Origin of the sequence: Micromonospora sp. MP36 (assembly GCF_008119785.1) — a bacterium.
GTDB lineage: Bacteria > Actinomycetota > Actinomycetes > Mycobacteriales > Micromonosporaceae > Micromonospora.
In genome coordinates, this window is the sequence record NZ_VSFA01000027.1 from 1 (window position 1) to 11,930 (window position 11,930).

Annotated in this window: 8 protein-coding genes; 6 read left to right on the top strand and 2 right to left on the bottom strand. The window is 71.0% G+C overall.

All coding sequences use genetic code 11. From position 1 onward, the window contains the following. Window positions 1-1,132: IS110 family transposase (locus tag FXF52_RS19270; protein WP_148798502.1), on the bottom strand; the 1,132-nt coding region annotated here is incomplete at its 3' end. Between the two features lie 576 nt (window positions 1,133-1,708). Further along, the gene (locus FXF52_RS19275; protein ID WP_222870572.1) at window positions 1,709-2,359 is read right to left on the bottom strand and encodes a TetR/AcrR family transcriptional regulator; all 651 of its coding nucleotides are present in this window, start codon (window positions 2,357-2,359) and stop codon (window positions 1,709-1,711) included. Window positions 2,360-2,803: 444 nt separating this feature from the next. On the opposite strand from FXF52_RS19275, the gene FXF52_RS19280 reads away from it, so the two are divergent. The 6 genes from FXF52_RS19280 to FXF52_RS19305 all read left to right on the top strand — a co-directional run bounded on the left by FXF52_RS19280 (window position 2,804) and on the right by FXF52_RS19305 (window position 11,196). Continuing rightward, the gene (locus FXF52_RS19280) at window positions 2,804-5,194 is read left to right on the top strand and encodes a serine/threonine-protein kinase (protein ID WP_148798506.1); all 2,391 of its coding nucleotides are present in this window, start codon (window positions 2,804-2,806) and stop codon (window positions 5,192-5,194) included. Further along, the gene (locus FXF52_RS19285; protein ID WP_148798508.1) at window positions 5,191-6,468 is read left to right on the top strand and encodes a hypothetical protein; all 1,278 of its coding nucleotides are present in this window, start codon (window positions 5,191-5,193) and stop codon (window positions 6,466-6,468) included. Before FXF52_RS19280 ends, FXF52_RS19285 begins: the two co-directional genes overlap by 4 nt. Before the next feature lie 2 nt (window positions 6,469-6,470). Next, window positions 6,471-8,303: an AAA family ATPase gene (locus FXF52_RS19290; RefSeq protein ID WP_148798510.1), complete on the top strand. Its 1,833-nt coding sequence runs from the start codon at window positions 6,471-6,473 to the stop codon at window positions 8,301-8,303. Further along, window positions 8,300-8,959, top strand: a complete 660-nt coding sequence (locus FXF52_RS19295) for a 4Fe-4S single cluster domain-containing protein (RefSeq protein WP_148798512.1) — start codon at window positions 8,300-8,302, stop codon at window positions 8,957-8,959. The genes FXF52_RS19290 and FXF52_RS19295 overlap by 4 nt, the downstream gene beginning before the upstream one ends. Further along, on the top strand, window positions 8,947-9,588 hold the full coding sequence (locus FXF52_RS19300) for an FHA domain-containing protein (RefSeq protein WP_148798514.1): 642 nt from the start codon (window positions 8,947-8,949) through the stop codon (window positions 9,586-9,588). The genes FXF52_RS19295 and FXF52_RS19300 overlap by 13 nt, the downstream gene beginning before the upstream one ends. Before the next feature lie 141 nt (window positions 9,589-9,729). After that, window positions 9,730-11,196 (top strand): hypothetical protein, encoded by a 1,467-nt coding sequence (locus FXF52_RS19305; protein WP_148798516.1) that lies wholly within the window; start codon window positions 9,730-9,732, stop codon window positions 11,194-11,196. Window positions 11,197-11,930: the final 734 nt, after the last annotated feature.

The window sequence follows — 11,930 nt, forward strand, 5'->3', positions numbered from 1 at the left end:
GGCGTCGTGCGAGGCAGAGCAGGGCTTGGGTATGGTGCTTGCCCTGGGTGATCTTCTTGTCGTAGTAGGCCCGTGAGACGGGGTCGGCCAGGGACGCGAACGAGGACAGGAAGAAGGCGCGTTTGAGCTGCTTGTTGCCGCGTCTGGAGGGTTGTTCGCCGCGGATGGAGGAGCCGGAGGAGCGGGTGGCCGGGGTGAGGCCTGCGTAGGCTGCGAGGTGGGCGGCGGTGGGGAAGCTGCTGCCGTCGCCGACGTCGATGAGGATCCTGGCTCCGGTCCTGACGCCGATCCCCGGCATCGACGTCAGGACCTTCGAAAGAGGGTGGCTGTCCAGCAGTTCCTGGATCCGGACGGCCAGTACGTTGCGCTGGTCCAGGACGGTTGCCAGTGAGCCGGCCAGGCTCGGGACGATGAGCGCGGCCGCGTCCGTGCCGGGGACGACGACGGTCTGCTCGTCCAGAGCGGTGAAGATGTCCTCGACCAGGCGCTCGGCCATCCGCGGGGCCTTCGGCCGCAGCAGACTGACCAGGCGTCGGCGTCCTGCCTTTCGGATCTGGGCTGGGGAGCCGAAACGCTCCAGCAGCGCGAGGACGGCCGGGTGCTGGAGGCGCGGGCCCAGGACGCGTTCCAGGTGTGGGTGGATCTGGGTGAGCAGGCCGCGGAGCCGGTTGCTGACGCGGGTTGCCTCGCCGGCCAGATCGTCGTCGAAGCCGACGAGCATCTCCATCTCGGCGATGGTCTCGTCTTCGAGCTCGACCGAGCGGAGCGTGTGGGGCATGAGGCGGGCTGCGTCCGCGATGATGAACGCGTCGCGAGCGTCGGTCTTCGCCTCGCCCGGGTAGAGGTCGGCGATCCGACGCATGGTCAGTCCGGGCAGGTAGGCAACCGGGCAGCCCATGTCACGGGCGACCGCGAGCGGCAGGGCGCCGATGGAGGCCGGCTGGTCGACCACAACAAGCACGGTTCCGTGCTTGGCCTGGAGCTTGCCGAGGAGCTCGCGGAGCTTGGGTTCGCTGTTGGGCAGCCGCCTGTCGAAAGCCTTCTTCCCGGCCGGGGTTACGGCGGTGGCGTGGTGTTCGCCCTTGCCAACGTCTAGGCCGAGGAAGACTCCAATGTCGCTGACGTCGATCACGTGCGTCCTTCGGTCGTCCCCGCCCGGCCGTCCCACGGCACCGATCGCCACATCCACATTACGAAGAGCCTCCCGGCCTGCGGACAAGCCGGTGGTCATGCCCCTAATCAGCGGTCTGTCGATGCCTCCGGGCCGGTGACACCACCCCCCAGGCCATACGTTCAACAGGGGGGAGCAGTCATGCCGGACCGGAGGCCGGGCGCCCCATTGCAGGGCCACCAAGAAGGTAATGGGGGTGCACTCTCATCGACAGTTGCGGATGCAAGTGGAGCGCGGCCCAGGTGACTGTTCAAGACGTGCCTGCAGCAGGTCCTCCAGCACCTGCTGCTCATCGGCAGGCCCACGGATGCTCACCCCAGGTCGCCGAAGTAGCCCTCCTCCTCGCCGAGCAGCAGCGGCACGCCATAGACCGACATGTCCGCTCGGTGACCTGGCGGTGCGCGGTATTCGCTACCTGCTGTATTCGCCAGCCGGTATGAGGAGCCCTGGCATGCTCGCACCTGAAGCCGGCGGCTCTCGCGACGCCTGGCTGCTGGACCACTCGGTCAGCGCAGAGCCCACCGGGGACGCAGATGCTCACCGCTTGCGCGGTACGCCGCACAGGGCGAGCAGGTCGTCCATCATGTTCTCGAACAGGGGTAGGTGGTCGTCGAACATCGCAGCGAAGTGTCCGTAGACGGCCATGCAGAGCAGTCCGTAGATCTGCCGCCAGCAGGTGATCATCACCATGGCGACCCCGATCGGGAGGTCGTGCCCCAGGTGGTCCCGGTAGGTGGCCATCTGCGGCCGTAGTTCCGGTTCGATTGCCTCGTCGGCCGGGTACGGCAGGATGCCCCGGCGCCACAGTTGCACGAAGGTCTGCCCGAACAGGCCACCCAGTTCCTGGAGCAGCACCTGGTCGGTGTGGCGTCCGGATGCGACCAGCCGCCGGTAGCCGGCTCCCATGAGCAGATCGAACTCGCCGGGGTTCGCGACCGACCAGTCCAGCACAGCTCGGGTGGCCGCGTAGAGCTTGCCGCCGAAGTCTTCCGGGTCCACCGTGCCTACGGTCTCCGCGACGACCGCCACGAAGTCGCGCGTGACCGCTTCGTAGACGGCATGGGTCAGGCCCAGCTTTCCCTCGAAGTAGCGGTAGAGCGCCGGTGGTGTCACCCCAACCTCGCGGGCGACCGTCGACACGCTCAGCGCCTCTATGCCCTGCTCGGCGATGAGCTTGCGGGCTGCCATGAGCGCATCGCGGTGCAACTCGGCCCGCAGGCGATCGCGACGCGAGGCCGACCGGGCAGTGGCGTCCTCGACGGATGGTGGCATTCCTACCTCTTCCTACGGCTTCCGCTACGGCTGAGCCATCGACGCATGTCGGGGCATGGTAGACCGCAGTGAAGCTTCCTTATATAGTGAAGGGTCTTCACTCTGTTACTTGTTGTTTCGGAGCGCTGCCAGCTAATCACACGCCCTCCTGCCCTCGCGAGCGGCTGCGGTGAAGGGACACCCCATGACGACGCGATCCAGACATATCGGCCGGCTCGCCGCCGGGGGCACGCTGACGCTGGTGGCAGCCGGGCCGGAGGTCGGTCTCCGGGCCCCTGGACCTCGTCTCGTTAGCAGGTGGACGGAGGAAGTGGACAGTGACCGCGCCAGGTTGGCGGAGCGTTCCTTTCGGGGCCGGCCATGAGCGTTGAGAACCCGGTGTCCGAGTCGGGCCCGTCGCCGCAGGAGCACGTGCCCGGCCCGCCGCCGACGCGCCGGGAGGACCCGACCGGTGATCTGGGCCTGTCCGCGACCCGGCGCGAGCCAATGCCTAACGGGACCGGGCCGGCGGCGGGACCGCACACCGACGACTGGACCGCTGGCCTGATCAGGCTGCCCGAGCCGCTGCGCGGTACCTGGCAGATCGTCCGCGACCTGCCCGGAGGCGGTGAGGCGGACGTCGTGCTCGTGCGGGACGCCGAGGGCCGGGAACGCATCGTCAAGATCTACCGTCGGTACGTCGTGGTCGACGCCGAGGTGTCCCGCCGGTTGACCACACTCGACCGTACTCATCTCACGGCGCCGCACCGGACCGGGTACGACCACGGCCGGCACTGGGAGCTGATGGAGTACGTGCCCGGCGGCAGCCTGGCCGAGCAGCTCGACGCGGCCGGGGCGACCCCGCTGTCCGGGGTGGACGTCGTCGAGGCGATCCGGCAGATCACCGAGGCCCTGGGCGAGCTGCACCGCGCACACCTCACGCACAGCGACCTCAAGCCGTCGAACATCCTGGTCCGCCGGGTCGCGCCGCTCTCGCTGGCGCTCAGCGACTTCGGGTTGAGCAAGTACCTCGGTGACGCGTCCAAGCGGTTCACCCGGCGGGCGCACACGATCGCCTACGCCGCACCGGAGTCCTTCTCCGGCCGCTTCTCCCCGGCCCAGGACTGGTGGGCGCTCGGCATGATCGTCCGGCAACTGGCCACCGGTGAGGCACCGTTCGCCGGCCTCAGCGAGCAGGTCGCCATGCACGAACTGCTGGTACGCGACGTACCGCTGGACGGCATCGCCGACGACCGGCTCCGGCTGCTCTGCCGTGGCCTGCTCGTGCGCGACCCCGACCACCGGTGGGCCGAGCCCCAGGTGCGGTCCTGGCTCGCCGGCGGGACCCCGAAGGTGCACGCCGTCACCGACGTACGGGCCGGCCGACCGCTGGTCGTGGCGGACCGGACCTGTTGGACCCGTGCCGAGGCGGCGCGCGCGTTCGCGACGCACTGGGACCGAGCACGGCAGACGTTCCTCGAGCGCATCGGCACGGCCGCCGAGCCGGGCGAGGGCTGGCGGCTGCTGCGCACGTGGCTCGAACAGTTCGACGAGGACGTCGAGCAGCGCATCCGGCTGATCGACCAGGTGCTCACCGCCGACGTACCGCCCGAGGTACGCATGGTGCACCTGCTGCGCTGGCTGGACCCGGCCATGCCGCCGACCTACCGGAATACGTCACTGCTGCCCGAACACGTGGCCGACGTCGCCGCGGCGGCCGAAGCCGGAACCGGTGCCGCCGCCGGGATCGCCGAGGATCTGTGGCGGTACCAGCTGCTGGGCCTGCTGGCGCAGTTCGCCGGGGGCGCCGGACTGGTCGAGGTCGACCGCCGCTGGCGCGACTCCCTGGCCCAGCTCGACGCGATTCGCTCGATGCACGACCTGCCGGCACCGGCCCAGGACGCGTTGGCCCGCACCGCCGGCACCCATCTCGCGGCCCTACTCCGCGCGGCGGCCGACCCCGACCTGCCGCCGCTGCTCGCACAGCGCGCGACCGCGGCCCGCGAGGCGGTCCTGGAGCGACCGCCCTGGTTCGACGCGTTGCACCCGGGGCAGGGCCCGGCGGTCGCGCTGGCCGTGCTGACCGTTGCGCCGGTCGCCGAGGCCGAGTACGCCCGGCTGCTCGCCGAACGCAACCGGGGCCGGCGGACCTGGGAGCAGGAGGAGCAGACCCGGACCGCGGGCGTGGGCAGGGCGCTCTGGTACGCCGCCGCGGCCGCCGGGATCTGGGCCGTGGTGATGCTCACCGGCGTGGCCGCCGCCATCGTCGCGATCAGCCCGTTCGGCCCTGCCAGCGGCACTCCGGCCAGGGCCACCGCGGTCATGGTGGCGTACGGGCTGGCCTGGCTCACCAACACCGCGGCCGAGTTGGTCGTGGCGGGCCGTGTCGGCGCCTACTACCACCCCGGGTGGTCGGCGCTGTCCGCGTTGTGGCGGCTCTGGCGGTGGGTGCCGGACGTGTGGGCGTTCATCCGGCGTGCCGGCAACACGGTCCGCGCGCGGGTGCCGGGGCCGCTTCTCGGCGTCGCCTCCGTCGGCCTCTGCTGCGTCGGCCTCTGCGTCATCGGACCGCTGATCGGCCTCGGTAGTGGCCTGTACGCGATCGTCATCCTGGGCGGGGCGGCCGGCCACCTGACCTGGGCACTGGTCCGGATCCTCCGCTTCAACCAGCTGCACGGCAATCGGCGACGGGCGTTGCTGGACGAGGACACCCGGTGGGCTCCCGCCGGTCACCCCCCGGTCGGTCACAACTTTGGAGGTGGACAACCGTGAGCGGGATCAGCATCGTCGGGTACGGGGTCGCGGGCATGCGCCTCGCCACCGGCCTCGGTGAGTTGCTGGCGCTGGACCCGGCCGAGGCCGCCGCGCGGAACGCCCGGATCCGGCAACTCACCGAGGAGCGGCGTAGCCGACGCGCGGCGCTGGAGGCCGCCGAGGCACGGGCGGCCGACGAGCGGGAACGGCTCACGCAGCGGCTCGTCCGGGCCCGCGTCGAGGCCGCCGGGGCCGCTGCCGCACTCGCCGCCGCCGGGCTCCCCCCGGACCCCGGGCTCGAACCACCCATACCCTGTCCGGCAGCCGAGCAGTGGTGTGCGGCGGTGCCCGCGCTGGTCCGCGCGGCGCACGCGCGCGCCGGTGCGGCGATCGCCGCGCAGGCCGTACCCCGGCTGGCGGCGCTGTTGGCCGCCCACCCCGCCGGGCCGCTGGTCAGCGCGGTCGACCTGCTCCGACCGGACGAGCCGGGGCCGGCGCCCGGTTCCGGATCGGACGCCGTGGCCGTGCTGGCGCGGATGCTGGCCACGCTCGACGCCCGTGCCGACGCCGGCGACCGGGACCTCGTCGAGGAGGCCGCCGAGGCGGCGGCGCAACGTACGGACCGGGCAGCCCACCTGGTCGAGCTGCGGCTGCGCATCCAGGAGGCGAACGACCGGGTCGGCCGCCGGCATGACGACGCGGTTACCGCGGCGCAGCTGCTCGACGCGATGGAGCCGTACCGCCCGGAACACGGGCTGGACCCGGACCGCCTGGGCGATGCCCGTGGGGCCCTCGATGAGGTGGTGGCCGGCCGGCGGGAGCTGGACGACGCGCTGCTCGACCTGGTCGCGAAGCTACGGGGACAGGTGGAGGCCAGGGCCAGCGCGGCGACGGTGACCGACGCGGTCGCCGATGTGCTCGGCGAACTGGGATACCTGGTCGGACCGGACTTCTCCGTCGGCGAGGCGACCGAGGGCATGCTCGAGGTGTGCCACCCGGCCCAGCCCGAACACCTGATCCGGATGCGGGTCGACGCCGAGCAGCGGCAGCTGGTGGCGATGGTGTACCGCGCCGGGGCGGGCGCGGAGGACGCGGAGGCGGACGCCGCCGCCGAGGCGGCCTGGTGCGGCGACCTCGACCGAGCGGTCACCCAGCTCGCCGGCTCCGGGATGGAGCTCACCCCCGTCGTCCTCACCGCGCCCGGTGCCCGACCGGTTGCGGTGGTCGCCGCCGAAGCCGAGGGCCGGTCCACGACCAGGCAGCGGCACCACACCCACCAGCGAGCGGAGTGACGATGCACGCCGACCCGAACGGCTGGCCCGCATTCGCGCGGGAGATCCACGCGACCCTGCCCACGCACGCGCAGTACGTGTTGTGGGGCAACGCGAACGACTCGTACCTGGTGGGCGAGGGCAACCAGACTCAGCTGGTACCGCTGCCCGAACTGCTCGCCCGGGTGCTGGCGACCAGCGGCTACACCTTCCTACTGATGCATGACTGCGTGGACGGGCCGGAACTACGCAAGATCGGTACGGCCGACGCCACCGCCGCGGCAAAGGCGCTGCTCGGCGACGGGTTCCGTCCCGGTGGGCGGACACCCGACCTGCCCACGCTGGCCATCCAGCTGGAGGCGGTCGCCCGGCCGAAACAGCCGGTGCGCGCGGCCGTGCTGCTGCGGGCGTCCCAACTGCTGCGCTCACCCACCGATCCACAGGACGCCGAACGCGCGTTTATGCGCCGGATGGACAAGCTCGCCCGTACCGCCCAGCCCGTACCGGCGTCGCAGGGCCGGACCGGCAGCCTCTACAACCCGGTGATCTGGCTGCTCAACCAAGAGGGCGAGCTGCCCGCCTGGTTCAGTGCGACGAACGACCGGGTCCGTTCGATCGCCCTGCCACCGCCGGACTACGGCGACCGCGAGCGCACCGCCCGGCTGCTGCTGCGCCCCGAGCAACACCCCGAGCCGGAACTCGCCGAACTGGCACGGTCGTTCGCCGAGCACGCCGCAGGGCTGACCCTGCAAGCCATGATCGAGACCACCCGGCTCGCTCACGACCGGGGCTTGACCAGCCGGGAACTGCCGGACGCGGCCCGGATGTACAAGCTCGGCGTACTGGACAACCCGTGGCGGCGGGAGTTCCTGCGTACCCGAATCCTCGACGGCGAGCGGTCGTTGCCGAGCAGCGTCATCGGCCAGCCGCAGGCGGTCACCAAGACCCTCGACATCCTCAAGCGCGCGGCCCTGGGCCTGTCCGGTGCGCAGGCGTCCCGGGCATCGTCCCGCCCGCGCGGGGTGCTGTTCTTCGCCGGGCCCACCGGTGTCGGCAAGACCGAGCTGGCCAAGGCCGTCGCCGAGCTGGTGTTCGGGGACCAGAGCGCGTACCTGCGCTTCGACATGAGCGAGTTCTCGTCGGAACACTCGGGTGACCGGCTGATCGGCGCTCCGCCCGGGTACGTGGGGTTCGAGGCGGGCGGCGAACTGACCAATGCGGTACGGCAGCAGCCGTTCCGGGTCATCCTGTTCGACGAGATCGAGAAGGCGCATGGCCGCATCCTCGACAAGTTCCTCCAGATCCTCGAGGACGGCCGGCTCACCGACGGACGGGGCGGGACGGTGCACTTCTCGGAGAGCATCCTCATCTTCACCTCGAACCTCGGGATGTACGTGGCCGACGCCGCCGGCGGCTCCCGGCCGACGGTCACCCCGGGCACCCCGTACCACCAGGTCGAGGCGAAGGTCCGGGCCGCCATCGAGGACCACTTCAACCGCGAGCTGGGCCGACCGGAACTGCTGAACCGCCTCGGCGACAACATCGTGGTGTTCAACTTCATCAGCCCGGAGGCCGCGGAGAGCATCTTCGAGCTGCAACTGGGCAACATCCTCGGCCGGCTGCGCGACGAGCACGACGTGCAGGTCACGCTCGCCGACGACGTGCGCGTACGGCTGCGCGAGCGCTGCACCGCAGACCTGGTACACGGTGGCCGGGGCATCGGCTCCGCACTGGAGACCGCGCTGGTCAATCCGCTGGCCCGGGCCCTGTTCGCGGACGCGCCGCCGGCCGGCTCAGCCGTCCTGGTCAAGAGCCTGCGGCACGAGGGCGACCTGACCTCGCTGGAGCTGGCGTGACCACCGGGCCGGCCGGACCCGGCACGATCGAGATCAGCCGGCTGCACCATCCGGTCACCGTGCTCGGGCCGGGCACCCGGGCCGGGATCTGGGTGCAGGGCTGCACCATCGGCTGCGCCGGCTGCCTTGCCCGGGACACCTGGGACCGCCGGACCGACCGCGCCGTACCAGTCCGGTCCGTACTCGAATGGCTCGCCGGCCTACCCGGGCCAGTGGACGGGGTGACGATCTCCGGCGGCGAACCGCTGCAACAGCCGGGACCGGTCGCCGAGCTGATCGCCGGCGTGCTGCGCTGGCGCGGCGACCGCGAGATCGACGTCCTGCTATACACCGGCTACCCGTGGACCCGGGCGCGCCGGCACACGGCTGTTGTCGCTGGCTGCGACGCGGTCGTAGCCGGCCCGTACGTCGAGCGGCGCAACGTCGGGGACCTTCCCCTGCGCGGCTCTGCCAACCAGCGGATCGTGCCGCTCACCGAGCTCGGCCAGCGCCGATACGGGCTGGACGCCGCACTGCCCGGACGCGGTCTCCAGGCCACCGTCACCGGCGACCGGATCTGGATGGTGGGCATCCCCCGCGCCGGCGACCTCCGCCGGATGCGCGAGGGCCTGGCCGCGCGCGGGGTACGGATCGAGGGGGCCTCATGGCGGAGCTGATCTGCCGGTGGTGCCACCGGCCCGTCTCGCCGGGCGACCTGATCTGTCTTGGCTGTCAGGCGAACCTCGTTGACGCGGTGGTGGACGGCGCCGACCTGGCGGCCGACGCCGCGTCGGCGATGTCGTCCGGGCTGGTGTCCGCCGCCGAGTTCGGTCCGCCGCCGGGCGCGGACAACCGGCCCGGCGCTGGTGGCGCGGACGGCCCGGGTACCGGCTTGGAGGCCGCGGCCACCTGCCCGAGCTGCGACGGGGTGCTGCCGGCCGCCGACCCGCCGGTCTGCCCGGCCTGCCTGACGCCGCTCGCCGGTGCGCTCGTGCTGGAGCTCGACGCGGCCACCCCGCACGGCCGCTGGCGCCGGGTCGTCCTGCCCGGCACCGAACTCGTCCTGGGGCGCGACCCCCGGCACTCGCCGGCGGCAGCGGTCCTCGGCCGGTACGACACCGTGTCCCGGCGACACGCCCGGGTTGCCGTGGACCAGGACCGACGGGCGAGGGTCACGGATCTGGACTCGCTGAACGGAACCTTCGTCGACGACGTACCGGTGCCTCCCGGCACCACCGTCGACCTGCGCCCCGGATCATTGCTGCGCCTCGGGCGCACTGTGTCGCTCAGGGTCGGGCCTGCATGACGGCGTCGGCGATGGTGTGGTGTGTCGGTATCGGGAGTCCGCACCGGAGCCGGTGACCCGGCAGCTGGCGTGGCAGTCGTTTGGAGGGAGAAACCTGTGCCTGAGGAGGCGTCCCCGCCTACACGAGGTCGACCGGACCGGATGAGCCGGACCCGAGTCGAAGTCCCGACCGTCGACAGCAGCGTCGCCACCGTGCTGCTCGAGGCGAACGGCATCCAGATCTGCGGCACCGACCCGAGCCCTGCGGAACCCGGCCGGACTGTGCTGGAGGTGCTGGTGCCCTACGAAGGAATACCGGCCGAGGTGCACGAATACGTGCGCCGAAGAATCGACGACATCCTCGGCAGGATCGTGCATCATCGGGTGCGCTCGGTGGCCACCCGGTTGCTGTCGCCTCCTCAGAAAGTCGGCAGCTATCTGGTTCGGGTGCGACGTACCACTCGTCCCTGGTGGGCAGTGCCCGTTCCGACCCTTTGCCTGTCCCTCCTTCCGCCCCGCTACCGGGAACGCTGGCGGCACGCCGTCCGCAGCCAGTCGCTGGGCGTCCGGGTCTACGGGAGCGACGAGCAGCAAGCTCGACAGGAGTTGCCCGTTATCGCGGAGTCCACCGGCTGGCCGCCGAGCGACCTCGAACTGCAACTGGTACGCCACGTCGACCCGATGCGGGACATGCGCTTTCCGCCCCGGGTGCACTCCACCCGGTCCGCCGCCGTCTGCGCGATCCTGCTGCTGGCCATCCTCGTCATCGTCGCCGTTCCAGGGCAGCCAGCCGAGCCCTGGGCGTGGGTCATCGGACTCGGCATGACGGCGGCGGTGTGCGCAGCGGCGTCCCGCCCGATTGTGGGAAAGCGGTTGGACAATGTTTTGCTCGTCAGTGCGTTCACCGTAATCGTCTATTTGACGGGCCGCTTCGTGCGCAACTTCTGGCACGCGGACCTGGTGACTCTCGCCGCGGCCGGGATCATCATCGGTGTCGCGGTCGTACCGCTGCTCTATCGGGCGCACGCGCCGTGGTTCGTGCAGGTCGTCCTTCCCGCGCTTTTCGTGGTCGCCGGGCCCTTGATGATCTTCTACGGTGAACTCCTCTACGGGATGTTCCTGTCACCATGGGGGCTGAATTCTGGTGATGTGGGAATGACCCGAACGGATCTCGTCGTCACGGTGCTGCCGACCGCGATGCTCGCCGTTGTGTCCATCAACGTGCTGCTCCTGCTGTACGCGCTGGGACGCATGTTCCGGGTCACCGGAAAGATCTTCTGGCTCTCCATCGCAACTGTGGTGTTCACCGCCCTGTTCATCGGCCAGGTCGCCGACGAGGTACAGGCGGCCGAGCGGGCCGGCGCTGCGCTCGCCCGGACGCCTGCCGCCCGAGCAGGCTCAACCGATGCACCTCCTGCCGGCTGGGGGCAGTTGACCCCCAAACCCGTGTGCGTCACCGGAGCCGACGATTGGGTCAAGGACCTTCCTCAAGACCGACCCTTGTGGCGTTTCGGCAGCGGCAACGGGGTGACGGTGCTACTCGACCCGACCCATGCCGACCAGACCATTACCGTCCCCGATGGGTCCATCACGCTCCGAGCCGTTGCCGGTACAGCGAACTCATGCTGAGGGGGTGACCATTGAGCTTGCCGCTCAGTACATCCGCGAGTAGGTCATCGGATGCGAAGGCTAACCTCGATGATTCGCCCCTGACGCCGGCTCCTTCGGCCCGACAGGCCTGATTGCTGTTGATCGATGCCGGTGCGGTTTCGGGCATGGTGGTGGGCCGTCTGTCGCGCGGCGGGCGTGGTCTCCTGGCGTCCTCCGGGTTGTTGGGGCAGCGGCTGTGCTGGTCAGCCGGGGTCGGGGACTTCAAGCCGCTCGCCAGCTGCGCCCAGGCCAGGTGGTGTGAGACGTTGACGCCGGGTACCGGTCACCGCAGTACCACCGCGGCACGTGATCGACGAACTGCCACGTTCAGCATCGCCCGCCAGCCAGCGTCTGCGATCGCGTCTCAGCCCCGGCTCGGCGACTCGACTGCCGCGCCAGCCAGCAGCGGGGGCCTGCGTCGACTCGGCCCAGCTCGTCCCCTCGTGAGCGCCGGACGCCGAATGGCAATTATTGGTACACCCGGCACGCTAGGCCATGCTCCCGGCAGTGTCGCAGCCAGGGTCAGCTCCGCCTGGAGCCGTCCTGATGGCTCTCGAGCATGTGTGGTTCGGTCCCAGGCGCGACGATGGTTTGGGGAGGAGCTCCGTTGGCAGGGCTGCGCGGAGGGCGAACTCTTCGGGGGTGTCGTGTGAGGTGAGCAAGGTCGATCGCGTGGCCGATGATCGGGGGAGCCTCTCCGGGGCCGAGGGCCC

Bases quoted from the DNA above. Each gene is read 5' to 3' on its own strand.
- FXF52_RS19275 (WP_222870572.1), bottom strand. From the start codon at position 2,359: ATGGCAGCCCGCAAGCTCATCGCCGAGCAGGGCATAGAGGCGCTGAGC.
- FXF52_RS19280 (WP_148798506.1), top strand. From the start codon at position 2,804: ATGAGCGTTGAGAACCCGGTGTCCGAGTCGGGCCCGTCGCCGCAGGAG.
- FXF52_RS19290 (WP_148798510.1), top strand. From the start codon at position 6,471: ATGCACGCCGACCCGAACGGCTGGCCCGCATTCGCGCGGGAGATCCAC.
- FXF52_RS19300 (WP_148798514.1), top strand. From the start codon at position 8,947: ATGGCGGAGCTGATCTGCCGGTGGTGCCACCGGCCCGTCTCGCCGGGC.
- FXF52_RS19305 (WP_148798516.1), top strand. From the start codon at position 9,730: ATGAGCCGGACCCGAGTCGAAGTCCCGACCGTCGACAGCAGCGTCGCC.